The organism is Streptomyces violaceoruber (genome assembly GCF_033406955.1).
Lineage (GTDB): Bacteria > Actinomycetota > Actinomycetes > Streptomycetales > Streptomycetaceae > Streptomyces > Streptomyces violaceoruber.
This window is the reverse complement of record NZ_CP137734.1, coordinates 2,069,912-2,088,700: the sequence shown is the minus strand read 5'-3', so window position 1 is coordinate 2,088,700 and position 18,789 is coordinate 2,069,912. Positions and strand designations below refer to the sequence as shown.

The 18,789-nt window shown below is 69.1% G+C and carries 9 protein-coding genes and 1 pseudogene; 7 read left to right on the top strand and 3 right to left on the bottom strand.

The genetic code is table 11. From position 1 onward, the window contains the following. Positions 1-203 precede the first annotated feature (203 nt). Complete coding sequence (locus R2E43_RS09025; protein WP_229846769.1) at positions 204-1,247, bottom strand: LacI family DNA-binding transcriptional regulator; 1,044 nt, start codon at positions 1,245-1,247, stop codon at positions 204-206. 69 nt (positions 1,248-1,316) lie between these two features. After that, complete coding sequence (locus tag R2E43_RS09020; RefSeq protein WP_332056094.1) at positions 1,317-2,366, bottom strand: LacI family DNA-binding transcriptional regulator; 1,050 nt, start codon at positions 2,364-2,366, stop codon at positions 1,317-1,319. A gap of 269 nt (positions 2,367-2,635) precedes the next feature. On the opposite strand from R2E43_RS09020, the gene R2E43_RS09015 reads away from it, so the two are divergent. The 6 genes from R2E43_RS09015 to R2E43_RS08990 all read left to right on the top strand — a co-directional run bounded on the left by R2E43_RS09015 (position 2,636) and on the right by R2E43_RS08990 (position 12,935). Further along, positions 2,636-3,955, top strand: a complete 1,320-nt coding sequence (locus R2E43_RS09015; protein ID WP_332056093.1) for an ABC transporter substrate-binding protein — start codon at positions 2,636-2,638, stop codon at positions 3,953-3,955. 85 nt (positions 3,956-4,040) lie between these two features. Next, entirely contained in the window at positions 4,041-4,925 is an 885-nt protein-coding gene (locus R2E43_RS09010) for a carbohydrate ABC transporter permease (protein WP_189557649.1), read from the top strand. A gap of 5 nt (positions 4,926-4,930) precedes the next feature. Continuing rightward, positions 4,931-5,839, top strand: a complete 909-nt coding sequence (locus R2E43_RS09005; protein WP_189557648.1) for a carbohydrate ABC transporter permease — start codon at positions 4,931-4,933, stop codon at positions 5,837-5,839. Between the two features lie 110 nt (positions 5,840-5,949). Continuing rightward, positions 5,950-8,541, top strand: a complete 2,592-nt coding sequence (locus tag R2E43_RS09000; protein ID WP_332056092.1) for an alpha-L-rhamnosidase — start codon at positions 5,950-5,952, stop codon at positions 8,539-8,541. Between the two features lie 498 nt (positions 8,542-9,039). Then, positions 9,040-11,517, top strand: coding sequence for a glycoside hydrolase family 3 protein (locus R2E43_RS08995; RefSeq protein ID WP_332056091.1), 2,478 nt, complete (start codon positions 9,040-9,042; stop codon positions 11,515-11,517). A gap of 149 nt (positions 11,518-11,666) precedes the next feature. Continuing rightward, positions 11,667-12,935 (top strand): ABC transporter substrate-binding protein, encoded by a 1,269-nt coding sequence (locus R2E43_RS08990; RefSeq protein ID WP_332056090.1) that lies wholly within the window; start codon positions 11,667-11,669, stop codon positions 12,933-12,935. A gap of 123 nt (positions 12,936-13,058) precedes the next feature. Here the strand turns inward: R2E43_RS08990 and R2E43_RS08985 are convergent. Further along, positions 13,059-13,239: pseudogene (locus R2E43_RS08985) on the bottom strand (LysE family translocator); the annotation flags it as partial. A gap of 716 nt (positions 13,240-13,955) precedes the next feature. Between R2E43_RS08985 and R2E43_RS08980 the strand changes: the two are divergent. Further along, positions 13,956-18,548, top strand: a complete 4,593-nt coding sequence (locus tag R2E43_RS08980; protein WP_332056089.1) for a sacsin N-terminal ATP-binding-like domain-containing protein — start codon at positions 13,956-13,958, stop codon at positions 18,546-18,548. Positions 18,549-18,789 lie beyond the last annotated feature (241 nt).

The following is an 18,789-nucleotide window of genomic DNA, read 5'->3' as shown; positions in this document are numbered from 1 at the left end:
GCAGGGCCGCCCGGCAGGACGCATGCTCGGACGGGGCCTGTCGGTGCGCTCTCGCTCGACGTCTCTCTCCGACAGCCGGAGATGATCATCGTCTCGGCGGTCGACCCTCCCGTACCGTCGGCCGGAGTTTCGCCGTGCTCGTTTTCCATGCCGTACCCGTGATCGGTTCCGTACACGTTTCCCACGGTCCCGAGTCGACCTGGTCAGCGCGCGGGAGCCGCCAGCGTCGACCGGCGTACGACCAGTTCCGGTTGCAGCACGAGGTGGCGGTGCGTGTGCCTGACTCCGTGGGCCGTGTCCTCGATGAGCAGTCGGCCGGCCTGCCGTCCCATAGCGGATGCCGGTCGTCGCACCGAGGTGAGCGGTACCACGGCGGACGCGGCGAATTCGATGTCGTCGTATCCCACCACAGCGATGTCGTCCGGCACCCTGAGGCCGGCCTCGTACAGGGCCTGCAGGACACCGAGGGCGAGCAGGTCGTTGGCGCAGAAGACGGCGGTGGGTCGCTCGGGCAGGCCGAGGATGCGGTGCCCGGCGTCCTTGCCAGCCGTCACGGTGAGGGTGTCGCAGGACAGTTCTCTCAGCGCGGTGGACGGCAGGCCGGACTCGCTGATCGCGGTGAGGGCGCCGCGGCGGCGGTCCCTCACCTGCTGGAGGCGGTCGGGGCCGCTGACGTAGGCGAGGGAGCGGTGGCCCCGTTCGAGCAGGTGCCGTACCGCGGCCCGTCCGCCCGCCACGTCGTCGATGCCGACGGAGCATGCCGCGGGCTGGGGCGCGTACTGGTCGGCCACGACGAAGGGCACGGCGTTGCGGCGGAAGGCCGCGACGGTGCGCCCGACTCCTTCGCCGGAGGCCAGCACGGCACCGCGGACCTGGTGCGAAGTGATCAGCGACAGGTGACGTGCCGCCTCTGCCGGATCGTGGGCGCCCGTGCAGACCATGACGCCGAGGTCCGCCTCACGGGCGGCCTGTTCCACGCCGGAGGCGAGCGCGGTGAAGAACGGGTTCGCCATGTCGAGCACCATGACGGCGATCACCCGGGAGGCCCAGCCGCGCAACTGCCGGGCGCCCTCGGCCCGGACGTAGCCGAGGGAGTCGATCACTTCCAGGACGCGCGAGCGCGTTCCCTCGGACACGATCTCGGGCCGGTTGAGGACGTTGGAGACCGTACCGAGCGAGACGCCTGCCTCCCGCGCCACGTCCTTGATGCCGACCCGGGGACGTGGGCGGCCGACAGGTTCGGCCACCGCCGTCGCTCCGTCGGAGTCACGTGCGCGGTGAGCTGTGGGGGCGACAGGCGGCCGCCGGTCCACGGCCTAGCGTTCCTGCGGAGCGCCGGTGGTGGAGCGCACCACCAGACGGGGGGTCATCGTGGTCTGCATGGCTCTGTCCCTTCGGTTTTCGACGCGCTCGACGAGCATCCGGGCGGCGGCGGAGCCCATGGTGTGTCCCGCCTGGTCCACGCTGGTCAGTTGGACGGGGGCCAGGGCGGCGAGCGCGGTGTTGTTGTAGCCGACGAGCGACAGGTCCCGGGGGATGCGCAGCCCGAGTTCGTGCGCCGCGCGGTATACGCCCAGTGCGGCGACGTCCGCACCGGTCATCACGGCGGTCGGCGGACGGTCGGCCGTCAGCAGTGTCATGCCCGCCTTGAAGCCGCCGTCGTCGGAGTAGGCGGTGTGGTGGACCCGCGCGAACCGGTCGAGTCCGTGCCGTTGCATCGCGTGCAGATAGCCCTCGCTCAGCACGGCCTCCGGTGTGCGCTTCCACTTGTTGGCCCGGGTGCCCGGGGCCGAGACCAGGGCGATGTCACGGTGGCCGAGCGAGACCAGGTGATCCACCACCAGACCGGCGCCGAGGTCGTCGGCGTCGACGACCGAGTCGTAGGTGTCGGAGGCGTCGTGGTGCCCGATGACCACGGTCGGCGTCGAAGCGGCCGTGTCCAGCACCTCCGCGCGCGGTGTCCCCGGGGCGATGAGGATCAGTCCGTCCATCTGCCGGTCCACCAGGGAACGGATGGTCCTGGCCTGTTCCTCGGGGTCGAAGCCGGCCGCGCCGATCAGCACCGTGTAGTCGGTGTGGCGGAGTTCGTCCCGGATGCCGTCGAGGATGTCGGCGAAGAACGCGTTGCGGACGTTGTCCAGCAGTACACCGATGGTGTACGTCCGGCCGCGCATCCCTCGTGCCGCCGCGTGCGGACGGTAGCCCAGGTCGGCGATGGCCGCCTGGACCTTCTCCCGCATCGCCTCGCTCACGCCGTAGGCATTGCGCATCACCTTGGAGACGGCGGCCGTGGACACCCCGGCGTGCCGGGCGACATCGGTGATGGTCACGCGCTTGTTCGGCTTGGCTGCGGAAGCCCCGTCCATGGTCCACGTCCCGAAGTGAGTAGTCGTAGGTGTAACGGTCTACACGCTACTCCCCGCTGTCCGTCAAGCCCTTCGTTGATCACCACGGTGTTACCTGCTTGTGTCTTGACGGTGGCGGAGGAGCGGTGCAGGGTGTTGCCCACTCGCTGTGGAGAACGTTTTACACGGTCTCTGTCGGGTTGCTGCCCGCGTGCTGCCGGGCCTCGTACTTCGCCCCTGGCGCTGTTTCCCGCACTCACCCCGCTCGTCATGATCCTTGGGAGTCCTCCGTGCCCCTTCGTACCTCCCGCGCCCGTCGTGCGCGACTGAGCCTGCTCACCGCCGGCACCGCCTCGCTCGCGCTGCTCGCCACCGCGTGCGGCGGCAGCGGGGCCGGCGGCTCCTCCTCCGCCCCCGAGAACTTCGACTACCTGAGCGTCACCGAGAACACCACCGTGAAGACGGCGCTGACCGCCATGTCCAAGGGCGAGTGCAAGGCCGCGAACGACGCCCTGCCGCTGAAGGTGGAGACCGTTCCGCAGGCGAGCCTGGACCAGAAGCTCCAGTTGCTGGCCGGCCAGGACGCGCTGCCGGTGCAGTTCGCGGCGGGCAACGCCCCGGCGCTCACCCAGCAGTTGGTCAAGTCCGGCAAGGTCGCCGACCTGGAGGCGAAGCTCAAGGAGCTGGGCGTTCTCGACCAGCTGGAGCCGGCCGCCGTCTCCACCATCAAGGCCCTGTACGGCGGGGAACTCCAGGTCCTGCCGTACGAGTACAACATCGAGGGCATCTTCTACAACAAGAAGGTCTTCGCGGACCACGGGATCAAGGTGCCGGGCACCTGGGAGGAGCTGGTGTCGGCCGCGGCGAAGCTGGAGGCGAAGGGCGTCCAGCCGTTCTCCGCATCCGGTCAGCAGGGCTGGCCGCTCACCCGTCTCATCAGCGGCTACCTCTACCGCAGCCTCGGCCCCGACGCCCTGCAGAAGGTGGCGGACGGCAAGGCGAAGCTGACCGACCCGGAGTACGTGAAGGCCGCCGAGGAGGTCGCGGCCCTCGGCAAGAAGGGCTACTTCGGCAAGGGTGTCGGCTCCATCGACTACGACACGGCGATGAACCAGTTCCTCACCGGCAAGGCCGCCATGTTCTACATGGGCAGCTGGGCACTGGCGAACATCTCCGACGACAAGCAGAACAAGATCGGGGCGGAGGACACCGGCTTCATGCCCTTCCCGGCCGTCACCGGCGGCAAGGGCTCCGTCGACCAGTACCCGTCCAACGTCGGCCTGGGCATCACGTTCGCCTCGAAGTCCTTCGACAAGAAGACCGGCGCCTGGGTGTCCTGCATCGCGAAGAACTACGGCTCCACCGCGCTGAAGGACCACGGCTCCATCTCCGGCTTCAAGGTGAACACCGAGGTCAAGGACGCCAACGAGGTCACCACCCAGGTGCGGGACACCATCAGCGCCTCGAAGCAGAACGTGCTGTGGTTCGAGGCCCTGTTCAGCACCAAGGCGACCACCGTCAGTCAGCAGAACGCGGCAGGTCTGGTCAGCGGCAGCACGAGCCCCGAGCAGTTCATGCAGACCGTTCAGGACGCGCTGGCCGCCCAGTGACCGGCCGGGGACGGCCCGCTCGCTCCTGCCCGCCCCGCCGCGCGCGGGCCGTCCCCGTCCCTCCGAAGAAAGTGGACACCCACCCATGCACCGCGTACTCGGTGACCGCAGGGCCATCGCGCTCCTGCTCGGTCCCGCCCTCCTCGTCTATTCCCTGATCATGCTGGTCCCGATGGTGTGGTCGCTCGGGTACTCCTTCACCAAGGGCAACACGATCAACGGCTTCACCGGAAACGGCGTCGCCAACTTCTCGCGCCTTCTGGACGACCCGGCCGTCCACGACGCCCTGTGGTTCACCCTGAAGTACGCCGTCGTCGTCACCGCCGGGCAGGTGGTCGCCGGGTATCTCCTGGCGCTGCTCTACGTCTTCTTCCTCAAGCGCGCCTCGGCGCTCGTCCGCACCCTGGTGTTCTTCCCGGTCGTGCTGCCCACCGTCGCGGTCGGCCTGCTCTTCCAGAAGTTCTTCCAGGTCGCCCCGCAGACCGGCCCGGTCAACTCCCTTCTCAACGCCGTCGGCATCGACTCGATCGACTTCTTCGGCAGCGCCGGCAGCGCTTTCTGGGTCCTGATCGCCATGGACATCTGGCGCTCCATGGGCTTCTACGCCGTACTCCTCTTCGCCGGCCTCGTCGACATCCCCGACGAGGTCCTGGAATCGGCCCGCCTCGACGGAGCCACGGGGCTCAGGCTGGTCCGCCACATCGTGCTGCCGCTGTCCCTGCCGGTCCTGATGTCCTCGCTGATCTTCAGCATCAACGGCACGCTGAAGGTCTTCGACTCGATCGTCGCGTTGACCAACGGCGGCCCCGGCACGGGCACGACGCCGTTGACCCTGTACATGTTCCAGACGTCGTTCACCTACAGCGACTACGGCTACGGCAGCACGATCGCCCTGCTGCTGACCGTCGTGTGCTTGCTGGTGAGCCTGGTCGTCTACCGCGTCTCGCGGCGCGACCTCACGGAGGGCTGAGAGACATGGCCACCATCGACACACCCGTGAAGACCTCCGCAGGCGGCTCCGGGCAGGCGCCCGTGCGTGCCCCGCGGGCCCGGCGCGGCCGTCCGGGAAGCCGCCTCTGGGTCAAGGTCGTCGTCGCTCTCCTGCTGGTCGTCGAGGTCTACCCGATGATCTGGATGTTCCTCACCTCCCTGAAGTCCAACGACGACTACCTGAACAACTCCACCTGGAGCCTGCCCACCACCTGGGAGTGGGGCAACTACACCGAGGCGTGGACGACCGGCAACATCGGCCTCTACGTACAGAACAGCCTGCTCGCCGTCGTCCCCGCGCTCGCGCTGATGCTGCTGCTGGGCACCGCCGCCGGCTTCGCCCTGCAGGTCATGGTGTGGAAGGGCCGCAGCCTCACTCTGCTGGTCTTCCTCGCGGGCATGATGGTCCCGCCGCAGATGATCCTGTTGCCCCTGTTCACGGTGTACTTCCAGACCGGCCTGTCCGGCACCCTGTGGCCGCTGATCCTCACCTACACCGGCACGGGCCTGCCCCTGACCGTCTTCATGATGGCCACCTACTACCGCAGCGTGCCCCGCGAGCTGTTCGAGGCCGCCACGATCGACGGCGCCGGCATCCTGCGGGCCTTCTGGACCATCAGCCTCCCCCTGGTGCGCAACGCCCTGCTCACCGTCGGCCTGGTGCAGTTCTTCTTCATCTGGAACGACCTGCTCATCGCGCTGACCTTCACCAACAACCAGGACCTGCGCACCATCCAGGTCGGCCTGCTCAACTTCACCGGCGACTTCGGCGCCACCCAGTACGGCCCCCTCTTCGCGGCCATCTGCATCAACGTCTTCGGCACCCTCGTGATCTACCTCTTCCTCAATCAGAAGGTCATGAAGGGCCTCACCTCGGGAGCGTTGAAGGGCTGACCCGGTCCTCGCCCCGGCCTGCCGTCTCCCCGGCCCCCGGCTCCGGGGAGTTCGCCGCGCCCACCCGTCACGCTCCCGACTGTGACCACACGTGAAAGAAGGGTCGCCCCTTGCTCCCCCCTCAGCCCTCCCCGGTCAGCTTCGAACACCTGCCGGACGGACTCGGCATCGGAGTCGCCTCCCCCCGGTTGACCTGGACCTTGCCCGCAGGCACCGGCCGCCAGGTGTCGTACGAGCTGGAACTCGAACGCCGTGGCGGCATCCGCCGCACCGGGCGCGTCGACAGCGCCGAGCAGGTCCTCGTGCCGTGGCCCGGCGACCCCCTGACATCCCGGGAACGCGTCACCGTCCGCGTCCGCGTCTGGACCTCCGACGCCGCAGGCCCCTCGGAGTGGAGCACACCGAGAGACGTCGAGGCGGGGCTCCTCGACGCCGCCGACTGGCAGGCCGTACCCGTGGGCGCCGACTGGGACGAGGACCCCGAGGGCGAGCGCCGCCCCGCCCGCGTGCGCAAGGACTTCCGTCTCGACCGGCCCGTCGCCCGCGCACGCCTCTATGTCACCGCTCACGGCCTGTACGAGGTGGAGATCAACGGACGCCGCGTCGGCGACGAAGCGCTCGCACCGGGCTGGACCGTCTATCCGCACCGGCTGCGGTACCGCACGCACGACGTCACCGCCCACCTCACCGAGGGCGCCAACACCGTCGGTGCCTGGCTCGGCGACGGCTGGTACCGCGGCAAGTACGGCTTCGACGGCGGCACCCGCAACATCTACGGCACCGACCAGTCCCTCATCGCCCAGTTGGAGGTGGAGTACGACGACGGCACCACGCATGTCGTCGCCACCGACCGGACCTGGGAAGCGGCGCCCGGCCCGATCCTCACCAGCGGCCTGTACGAAGGGGAGACCTTCGACGCCCGCCTGCACGATCCCACGTGGGCCACACCGCCCGCGGCCGGCACGGGGGACTGGACGCCGGTCCGCACGGGCGCACGAGATGCCGGCACCCTCGTCGCTCCTCTCGGACCGCCCGTGCGCTGCACCGAGGAGGTCACCCCGGTCACCGTCACCCGCACCGGCGACGGGCGTCACCTGCTCGACTTCGGGCAGAACCTCGTCGGTCGTCTCCGGGTCACCGTCGACGGACCGGCCGGCACCACACTCACCCTGCGGCACGCCGAGGTCTTGGAGGACGGCGAACTGGCCACGCGCCCGCTGCGCGAGGCGTACTCCGTCGACACCCTCATCCTTTCCGGCGGCGGACCTCTCACCTGGGAACCCCGCTTCACCCTGCACGGCTTCCGCTACGCCGAGATCAGCGGCTGGCCCGCCGAGCTGACGGCCGGCCAGGTGACCGCCCGCGTGTACCACACCGACATGCGCCGCACCGGATGGTTCGAGTGCAGCGATCCGCTCGTCAACCGCCTGCACGAGAACGTCGTGTGGAGCATGCGCGGCAACTTCGTCGACCTGCCCACCGACTGCCCCCAGCGCGACGAACGCCTCGGCTGGACGGGCGACATTCAGGTCTTCGCCCCGACGGCGAGTTTCCTCTACGACTGCGCCGGCCTGCTCGACTCCTGGCTCACCGACGTCGGCATCGAACAGCTCCCGGACGGCACGATCCCCTGGTACGTCCCCGTCATCCCGGGCGAACCGATGTGGACGCCGATCCACCCCGGCGCCGCATGGGGAGACGTCGCCACCCTCACGCCCTGGACGCTCTTCCAGCGCTACGGCGACCTGGAACTCCTGCGCCGCCACTACCCCATGGCCAAAGCGTGGGTCGAGCTGGTCGAACGCCTCGCCGGTCCCACCCGCCTGTGGGACACCGGCGTCCAGCTGGGGGACTGGCTCGACCCGGCCGCCCCACCGGACGACCCGGCCGCAGGCCGTACCGACCGCTACCTGGTCGCCACCGCCTACTTCGCCCACTCCGCGCGACATCTCGCCCTGGCCGCAGCGGAGTTGAGGTTTGACGCGGACAGCGAACGGTACGCGGCACTCGCCGCCGAGGTAGCCGACGCCTTCCGGCGACGGTACGTCCTGCCCTCGGCCCGCCTCACGAGCGACAGCGCCACCGCGTACGCGATCGCCCTGGCCTTCGACTTGCTCACGCCGGAACAGCGCGGACCGGCTGCCGACCGCCTCGCCGAGATCGTGCTCGCCGACGGCGCGCGCATCTCCACCGGCTTCGTCGGCACCCCGCTCATCTGCGACGCCCTCACCGACAACGGTCACCTCGACGTCGCCTACCGCCTGTTGCTGCAGACCGAGTGCCCCTCCTGGCTCTACACCGTCACCATGGGCGCCACCACGATCTGGGAGCGCTGGGACAGTCTGCGGCCCGACGGCACCCTCAACCCGGGCGGCATGACCAGCTTCAACCACTACGCGCTCGGAGCCGTTGCCGACTGGCTGCACCGGGTGGTCGGCGGTATCAGCGCCACCGCTCCGGGCCACCGCCGGCTTTCCTTCCGCCCCCGTCCGGGCGGCGGCATCAGCTGGGCCCGTGTACGCCATGACACTCCCTACGGGACGGCCGCACTGTCCTGGGAGCTCACCGCCACCGGCATGACGGCCGACATCACGGTGCCGGAAGGCTGCACGGCCACAGTGGAACTCCCCGGCTGCGCACCCCTCGCCCTCGGGCCGGGCGACCATGCCCTGGACACCGCGGAACTCGGAGCGGCGGCCTGACCGTCTCCCGTACGCGAAGAGGGACAGCCCGACGCATCACGCGATGAGTCGGGCTGCTATGTGTCTGCTATTTGTCTTGTGAATTCAGATCATCCAGGGCGTCGATGGCAGAGAATTCCATCGGTCCGTTCAATTGAAATTTCAGGACCCTATTAAAATTCCAAGGCGGTAACCTGCTGGTCAGGGTCTATTTTAAAGAGGAGGTCCCGGAGGGTTGACCTTGCCTCGGAGGAGGCCATAGTTTCCAGCCTGCTGGGAAGAACTTCGTGGCCGAATACGGCCGTGGCGCCGAGAGCTCACCGTGGGACGCGGCGAGTACTCTGCCGCCGAGAAGTGAAAAAAGGGAAATGCGATCCCTCGGGGCTCCGCGACCACGCGGCTGCTCCCAGAGCCCCATCGAGCCGGGGCCGGCCGTGACCTGACCCCTCGGCCGGCCTCACCTCCCCCCAACCCGCGGCGGCGCGTCGTACTGCCGCCATCTCAGTCCGGAGAGCCGCTGTGAACCGACGAACGTTCCTCTCTGCCGCAGCCTTCACGGCCCTGGCCGCAAGCATGGCTCCCGCGGTCACCAACCGAGCGGTCGCCGCGCCACGGACCGTGGCGCAGGACCGGGCCGCCGAACTGCTCGCCCGTATGACGGCCGGCGAGAAAGAGGCCCTCGTACGCTGCGACTTCGCCGCCGTGGCCCACCTCGGCATCCCCGCCCTCACCATGGTCGACGCCTCTGCAGGGCTGCGCGGCGAGACGGGCGTCACCGCCTTCCCCGTACCCGTGGCCCAGGCGGCCACCTTCGACGAGGCGCTCGCCGGCCGGATCGGGAAGGCCATCGGCATCGAGGGCCGGGCCAAGGGGTACAACAACGCCCTCGGCCCCACCATCGACCTGACCCGCACCTGGCACTTCGGCCGTCAGGCCGAAGCCATGGGCGAGGACCCGGTGCTCGCCGGACGGCTGGGCGCCGCCCTCACCGTGGCCATCCAGTCCCAGTACATGGCGGCCACCCTCAAGCACTTCGCCGCCTACACCCAGGAAGTCAACCGCTTCTTCATCGACACCAAAGTGTCCGACCGAGCGCTCCACGAGTACTACCAGGCGCCCTTCCGCCGCGTGATCGCCGCCGCCCCCGCCACCTCCGTAATGATGGCGTACCCGAAGATCAACGGAACGTTCGCAACACGGCACACCGGTCTGTTCGACGACCTGAAGAAGGGCATGGGCCTCCAGGGCTACACCGTGCCCGACTTCTGGGCCGGGGACGACCAGGTCGCCGCCGCCCGGGCCGGCATGGACCTCGCCGGACTCGGCCCCGGCGGTGTCCAGATCCCGGCGGGTTCCCTCACCGGCGGCGCGATACCGGCCGCCCGGCTCGACGACGCGGCCCGGCGCATCCTCGTCACCATGTTCGCGAACGGCCTCTTCGACCACCCCGTCCCCGCCCCCGCGGACAACGTCAGCACCCAGGCGCACAAGGACCTCGCGCACGAGGCGGCCGTCGCCTCCACGGTGCTCCTCGCCAACCGCTCCGCGGCCCTGCCGCTCACCAGCGCGGTGAAGTCGCTCGCCGTCGTCGGCCCGGCCGGGTCCGACACCTTCACCGGCGTGTCCGGCTCCACATACGTGGACCCCGGGACCTGGACCACCCCGCTCGACGCGATCCGCGCCCGCGCCGGAAGCTCCGTCAAGGTCACACACGCCCAGGGAACCAAGGGTGACCTCCCCCTCACCACGGTCCCCTCCACCGTCCTGCGCACCCCCACCGGGGCGGCCGGCCTGACGGCGAGCTACTACACCAGTGCCGACGGCACCGGCACACCGGTCACGACCCGCACCGACACCACCGTCGACTTCACCGCCGCCCCCGTCGAGGGCCTGCCGCAGGTGTGGTCGGCCAAGTGGACCGGCACGCTGACGCCGACCTCCACCGGCCTGCACCGCTTCTCCCTGCTGCCGTCCGGGACGACCACGCTGAAGATCGACGGCAGGACGGTCGTCTCCGGCACCCGCCAGATGGCCCGCTTCTTCCTCGGCCCCTACGACTACCCGCTCCAGGGAACCGCCGAACTGACCGCCGGACGCGCCGTCACCGTGGAGATCACCTACAACAACGCCACCGCGGAACCCGGAACGTGCGGCCTGACCTTCGGCTGGCAGCCCGAGTCCCTCATCCCCGCCGCCGTGACGGCGGCCCGCGCGGCCGACGCCGCCGTCGTCTTCGTGAACCGGGTCGCCGGCGAGGGCATGGACCACGACGGATACGCACTGCCCGGCGACCAGGACCAGCTCATCACCGCCGTCGCCGCCGCAAACCCCCGCACGATCGTCGTCCTCAACACCGACGGCCCCGTCGCCACCCCCTGGCTCAATGACGTGGAGGCCGTCGTGCAGACGTGGTACGCGGGCCGCGGTGCCGGCACCGCCATCGCCGCCGTCCTCTTCGGCGACAGCGACCCGGCCGGCCGCCTCCCGGTGACCTTCCCCACCGACGCCACCCAGGGCCCCGGCACCACCCCCGCCACCTACCCGGGCACGAGCGGCACCGTCTCCTACGACGAGGGCATCGCCGTCGGCTACCGCTTCTACGACGCCAGGAAGCAGGAACCCCGCTTCCCCTTCGGCCACGGCCTGTCCTACACGACCTTCGCGCACGGCTCCCTGGAAGCCACCTACGACAAGGCCGCCCAGCAGGTCATCGTCGAGGTCACCGTGACCAACACCGGACGGCGCGAGGGCACAGAGGTCCTCCAGGTCTACGCCACGCTTCCCGCCTCGGCGGCGGCAGAGCCTCGCCGCCTGGTCGCGTTCCAGAAGGTCACCCTTCCAGCGGCCGGCTCCAAGCGACTGAGCCTGACGATCCCGGTCCAGGACCTCAGCGTCTGGTCGTCGGGCGCAATGACGCTCACCCCGGGTGTCTACACCTTCGCGACGGCGCGTTCCTCCCGCGCCGTCACCGCACAGCGTGCCCTCACACTCGGCTGACCACCGTCGGCCCCTGGGGCGCGGGCGGCTCGTGTGACCGCTGCACGGTCGAGTGAACGTCACACGAGCCGCCGCCGGCCGATCCGGCCCTGACACCCCACGCCTCGCGCCAGCCAACCTCATTCCTCCTTCCCGCCCGGAGTCCGTCCGTGACACGCACCTCACACCTGCTCGGCCTCGCCATCAGCCTGGCGCTCGCGGCCACCACGACCACCGGATGCGGCCCGTTCGGGACCGAACAGGACGGGCCGGTCGAGTTGTCGGTCAGGGCAAGCGTCACCGATAGGTCCGCGATGGACGCCGTTGTCGCCGAGTTCCACCGCCTCAACCCCGACACACACGTCACGGTCGACTACTCCGACACCGGCGACCTCCAGCAGAAACTGCCAGGCCGGCTCCGCGCGGGTGACGGCCCCGACGTGTTCACCGTCTGGCCCGGCAACGGCAATCCCGCCTCCGTCACCGCGCTGGAACACGACGACCTGCTGGAGAACCTGAGCCTTCGCCGCTTCAACCGCACGATGCCCATAGGCGTCAAACCGGTCACTGACGTGAACGGCAGCACGTTCGCGGTACCTGTGACCTTCAGCGGCATCGGAACGGTCTTCTCCACGGAAGCACTGGAGGCCATCGGAGGAGCACCCCCTCGGACCTGGACAGAACTCCTCACCCTCTGCGACAAGGCCCGCGACCACGGCAAGGTCCTCCTCGCCCTGGGCAACGCCACCCCCTGGGTCACCCAACTCATCACCTACGCCCTGGTCGCGACAACCGTCTACGCCGACGAACCGGACTTCGACACCGACATGGAACTCGGCAAGGAAACCTTCGCCAACTCCGGCTGGCGAACCGCCCTGCGCAAATACATGGAGATGGACGGGCGCGGCTGCTTCAACGCCGACCCACTGGACACCACGTACGAGGAAACGCTCGACCAGGTGGCTACGGGCCGGGCCGTGGGAGTCGTCCAGGTCGCGAGCGTACTGTCCGAGCTACGCGCCGCCGCCCCTGGCCTGACACTGCGTATGACCGCACTGCCGGCCACAGATGACCCCGACGACACACGGATGCCCGGTGCCGTATCGGCCGCCTATGGCCTCAACCCCGACACAAGACACCGCAAGGAAGCCTTCGCTTTCATCGACTTCCTGGGCTCCGCTCGCGGACAGAACCTGTACAACCGCTCCGGCGCCACCCTCCCCGCCATCCCGAACCCCTCCTTCACCGTCGACTCCGCGATCAGGGAAGTCGCGGAGCGGCAGAAGGCCGGAACTACCGTTCCCTTCATGGATCAGCGCTGGCCGAACTCCGCCGTTCAGCAAACACATTTCGCCCAGGTCAAAGCTCTCTTCTCCGGGATCACGGACATTGGAGGGGCCTTGTCCGCTCTAGACAAGGCTTATCGAGAGCGACCTTGACGCAGGCATGAGAAGTGCACCCATGATGACCGACGTGGCGAGTGCCGTCGGAGCGGGGGAGACCGTGGTGAGGGGGCCGGGCAGTCTTCGGCTGGAAGACGTTGCTCATCAGACTGGACCGTCACCGACCAGTTCGACCCCCGTGTACGCGGTGGCTGACGCGAGGTCAGGACGGCGGTGAGGCCGGCAGCACGCTCCAGACCAGGAGCCCCGCGGTGATCTCGCCCGCTGTCCGTAGCCCGTCCTGACAGCCGGAGGTGGCGGCCCGTCTGGTCACGACGGCCATGTCCGGCCCGGGCAGCATGGTCAGCACAGCCAGGACACCGACGGCGCATTCCTCCAGTCTCACCTCCGAGGCCGATGCTGTTGTTCACGGGCTTGCTGCTGTCTGCGGAGGTAGCGGACCACCGATTCCACCTGAGTCCGGGCATCTGCCGTAGCTCCGCGTCCCACGCGGATGGTCTGTCGACCGTGACGCTCGTTTGACGCTCACGGCACCCATTCGATGCAGGGCGAGTCGAGAAACCCGCTCTGACCTGGTCTTTCTCTCAGCGGCCGCGGACCGACATCTTTCCGATGACGTCGCACGTGGAGTGCGTGGCGATTCTTGAGCCTGCCCAGAAGGGGCTCTGACCTGCGGTTTTATCGGGTTCTTCAGGTGTGCTCGACGGTGCTCGACCTGTTTTCCGAAGTTCACCGCGTGGAGCCTGCTGTAGGTAGTCGCCGCGTGGTTCACCTGCGGTTTCACAACGGGAGCGTGAGTCCAGAACGCTCTGCTCAACTCCGTCAGGGACGGGTTCAAGGCATGTCTTGACGCTCGTTCGACGCTGTTCCTGACGGAGTGTGAGGTTGAGGTGCTAGGACCGGATGGCGCGGGCCAATCGACTTTTCGGGCTCAGCCCGTCGAGTAGCGCGTTAGGTCTGCTCTATGGACTTGAGCTATACAGCGACAGGTCTCGGATAGACGTGTGCTGATTGCGCTGGCCTCGTTACCCTGTGTCGCAGGGAGTGTCGAGGTACGTGGGGGCGCAGATGAGCACGGGGGATGCGGTGCGTCGAACGGCTGCGGTGGAGCAGGCAATTGCGTCCGCCGATGCGCTCTTCTCCATGGAGGGCATCCCAAAAGGAGCCGTCGTACCGGAGCCGGAGGGTGAGGCGGCGACTGAGGCGGCGGTCGAGCGACTCGGCAGCCGGTTCGCGCGACTGGACGGCCAAGTACGGCACGCGTTGAGACGTACCCGAGATCACGCGGGGAATTTGTCGAGCGACCGTCTCCAGGGGCTCTCGGAGATCGTGCAGAACGCCGAGGACCTCGGCGCCACGGACGTACGCATTCTGATGTGGGGATGTGAACTCCTCGTCGCCCACAACGGCAGTCCCGTACGGTTGCCGGACGTTTTGGCCCTGGCGATGCCCTGGCTGACGAGCAAGGCAGAGCAGGCGGAATCCACCGGTAGGTTCGGGATCGGCCTGATGACCCTCCAGTCCCTCTCCCCGCATCTGGAGGTTCACTGCGGGCATTACCGGTTCCGGGTCGGCGATCCTGACATCGCCGTGGCCAGGCCGTTCCCGTTGCCTGACTGGTTCGCGGGCGACACCTGGACGGTTCTCCGGGTTCCACTAGAGCCGGGCGTGCTCGGCGCGGACGAGGTGGACGCGTGGCTTGCCGCGTGGGGAGACAGCGCGCTGCTCTTCCTCGGCAGTGTCGGCAGCGTCACGCACCTGGACGAGCAAGGTCGTGTCCGGCACCGGCTGGCGCTCGACCGTGAGACCGGCGAGCCGTTCGAGGCCGTGGTGGGCGGGCAGAGCGCCGAGGTGGAGACCGGCGAGGCACGCGCCGGTGACGGGTCCCGGTGGTTGATCTGCCGTACGACCGTTCCCAGCCCCTTCGGGATCACCCGGTCTCACAAGGCGGTGGGGTCCACCACCGCAATCGCTGTGGCTCTTCCTCTCGGCCCCGATGACGCTGGGCGGATCTACGCCGGTCTTCCGGTCGCGGACACCGCTCTGTCCCTCTGTATCAGCGCCCAGTTCGATCCGATCGCCAGCCGTCAGGCGCTCGACGACACCCCGTGGAACCGCGCACTGCATGAACTGGTGGGTGACCTGTGGACGGCCGCCGCCCTGTGGCAGTTTCGGCGGGATCCGGCACGGGCCTGGCGCGCCGTGCCGCTCCCCGACGACGTGCGCGACTCCCGCGACCCGGTCGCCGCGCTGGAGCGACTACTCCTCGACCGTGCCAGGGCGGGCGTGTCCCACGGTCTCGTTCTGGACGTCCCGGGGTACGGGCCGCTTGGCCTGGATGATCTCGCGGTGGAGGACGAGACGCTGGTGGGCGTGGTCACCGAAGAAGAGATCTCCCGCGTCGCCGAGCGGACCGCCGTGCTGCCCAAGGTGGCGCGGGACGAGGACGGTCGATGGCGGGAGGTGCTGGCGGACTGGGAGCACCACGACAGTGCGGTTCCCGTGACGGTGGACCTTTACGACGCGTTGCGCCTCCTCGACGACGAGACCCGGTCGCCGCAGGCGAACATCCGCCTCGCCGCGGTGGGACTTGCCTCGAATATCTACTCTTCCTTGCTGTCGAGCCGCTGGCTCGTGGACAGCTCAGGGGGCCGTCACCGTGTGCCCCGGCCGGCGGAGCCAGCGGTGTTCACCGACGCCCCGCGGGGCCTCGGCGCCAGTCTCGGATTCTCCCGGGAAGTCCATCCGGCATTCCTCGCCGACACCGACGAGGCGCGGTCGGTGAGGACATGGCTCCGTAAGCGGGAGGCGCTACTGACCGACGCGGACGCGGTGGCCGTGATCCGGCGCCTCGCGGCCATCGGCGCGGCGGGGAGCGGCGGCCCGAATGCACTGCGGCTGACAGATGACCAGCTCATCGAACTGCGCGACGGGTTCGCACGTGTGCCGGACCACGAGCGTGAGACCTTGGGGCGGGACGTGGGCCATGCAATCCGGCTGCAGGGGCATCGCTACGACCGGGCCGGAAAGCGTGAAGACATCGACGTTGCTCCCGCCCGGGCGTACCTACCCGCCCGACTGGACAGTTCGGAACGCGAGGAGAGCTTCGCCTTTGCCGCCGGTCGCACGGCCGGGTTGGTGTGGCTGCGGCCTCGGTATGCCGAGGTCCTGCAGCGCGGCGGCGCTGGGATGGGCGCCCGTAAGTTCCTGAGGCTCCTGGGCGCGGAGACCGCGCCCAGGTTGCGCAGGCACCCGGGGGCGCGGGAACGCTTCACGCAGAGCCCGAAGGGGGTGCCGGCGGAAGTTATCTCGGGACCTCGAGCACGCACTGATGCCCTGCGCGTTCTGGAAGCGACCTTCACGCTCGACGACTACGAAAGCCCCGACCTACGTGCCGTCGCCTCTGGCATAGCGGCGGAGCAGGACCCGCAGCTCCGCAGGCGCAGGGCGGCAGCGCTGTTTCATGTCCTCGGGCGGGCATGGAGCCGCTTTTCCGACCACGACGAGGTGGATGCTGTCTACGACTACTACGCATGGCAGAACCGGGGCAGGACCGCAGCTTTCTGGCTCTGGCAGTTGCGCGACACACCATGGCTGGACGCCGGTAACGGCGCAACTTCCGCCCCGACTCGACTCCGCATGCGGACCACCGGCACGGTCGCGGTGTACGGGGCGGACGACGAGCGATTCCTCCATCCCGAGATCCAGCAACTGGTCGGCAGACGCAGTGATGTGCTGCGCGCCCTGGGCATTTCTGCGGAGGCCCGCACCGAGGACCTCGTGGAATGTCTGCAGCGCCTGCGCCGACGGGAGGAAGAGGGCGGCGACAGGGATGTGCCCGCGGCGCTGATCCTCTACCAAGCCCTGGCCGAGCGCGCCTTCGGCCGTGGCGCGGGAGCCTCGGGGGAGATGTCCCTGGGCTCGGTCCTTCGGGCATTCGGCGAGGGGAGCGGCCTCGTCCTCACGGACTCCGGCTGGTGCCGGCCGAGCCAGTGCCTGCGCGGAGCGCCGCTCTTCGGTCCGCTCCGTGCGTTCGCTCCCACGTTTCCAGGCAGCGAGGAGTTCTGGCAGCGGCTCGCAGTGCGCCTGCCGACTGTGGACGACGCCACGGCCGTGATCAAGGAGCTGGCCCAGCGGGACCGGAAGCAGGGTCGGGACGAGCCGGACGGGACGACCCAGTCCATCGTCCTGGAGACCCTGAAGATGCTCGCCGCTCTGGGCCGTACTCATCCCGGCGCGTTGACGGCCAAGCGCCTGGGACGCCTCCCTCTTTGGACGACCCAGGGCTGGCGAAGCAAGCGGCCCGTGTACGCCGTCGAAGACCCGGTGGTAGCCGAGGCGCTGGGCCGGGAACGTGCGGTGTGGTGCCCGGGAGCCGAATTGGAGCAGTTCCGACCGTTGATCGGAGCCCTGCGCGTGAGCGAGCTCGCCGCAGAGCATGTCTCCGTGTACAGCCCTGGCCCGGCCCCGGCGGACCCGGACGCCACAGCGCTGGTCCGGTCAGCCGTCACCCATCTCCGCGAGGACCTGCAGCGCAACGCCGCGAGCGTTGCGCAGTCCCTGGACTGCTCGTGGGACCAGCTGGCTGACCTGACTGTATGCATCGCCCCTCACCTGGCCTGCTGCCTCGATCTTCCGGACGTGGGCGAGACGGTGCACGTGCCCGTGGACGCCGGGATCGACTGGTCCTCGGGCACGTTGTACGTACGTGACACTGCCGCTCTGAAACGTACATCCGGGGTGGGCCGGTCGATCGCCGCCCGGTTTCCGGGCAGCCGCCGCGAGGTGGCCCTCGCCTGGGGAGCGGCGTGTGACCAGGCCGAGAAGGGCCGTACGGCCGTACAACTGAGCCTTGCCGACGACCAGGTGCGGCGCGACCGGGAAGCGGCGGAGGCCGAACGCGAACGACGGCTCCGGGAACTCGGAAGCGAGGTGGACCAACGCCGTGCCGCGTTCAAAGCGGAGGCCAGCACAATGCCCGGTACCCCACCGACGGCAGTGATCCTGCTGCCTGCTCCCAGCACACCACCGCCCGCCGGGCCGGCAGCCCCGCCTGTGCCCCCCGCCGCTCCACCGAGGAGGCTCGTCGACCCCGGCAGGCTCCGACTCGTCGATCCGAGCGGCATCATCACGCCGCCGAAGCCCTCGGCTGCGGGCGCGCCCAGCGCACGGCCGAGCGGGTACACCTCGGGTACGTCCGGCCTGCCGCAGCCCCGCGCCGGATCGGCGATCCCTCAACAGCACACGCCACCGCGCCCCTACACGGGTACGGAGCAGGAAAAGGTGGCGCTGGACGTGGTACGCAAGGCACTCGCCACCGACGACGACTGGCTGCGCGACCTGCGGGCCCAACGCGGCCTCGGCGCCGACGCGGTGGACGCACTGTCGCGATTCTACGAACTCAAGGCATATAAGGACGCCGAGCCGGACACGGTGCTGCTGACGCCCGCGGAGTTCCAGCGAGCAGCGGAGAGCGACGATTTCTTCCTCGTCATCGTCTCGGGGCTGGAGGCCGGAACCGGTCCCGTCTCCGTACGCATCATCCCGCAGCCGCTCCATCAGCTGACTTGCCGTCCGAGCAGCAGCGTGACGGTCACGGGTATCAGAGGGGCGCACAGCCGGGTGTACCAACTCGAGGAGGATAGATAGGCCAGCCAGCCGTGGCGATCCGAGACGTGGCGCCCGAGGCGATGACATCCGCCAAGAGCCGTGTGTGCAGCCCGGCGACGGCTCGCGATTTGGCATGTCGGCGCCCAGCCCTTGAATCGGAGGTGGTGCCGTTGAGCAGGCTTTGACGGGCGATGGTTGCGAGCCCGGCGGACAGCCTGTCCCAGCCGCCCTCGCCCTTCGGACTGCCCAGCTCTCTGACGCCGTGGGCATTCAGTTTCCG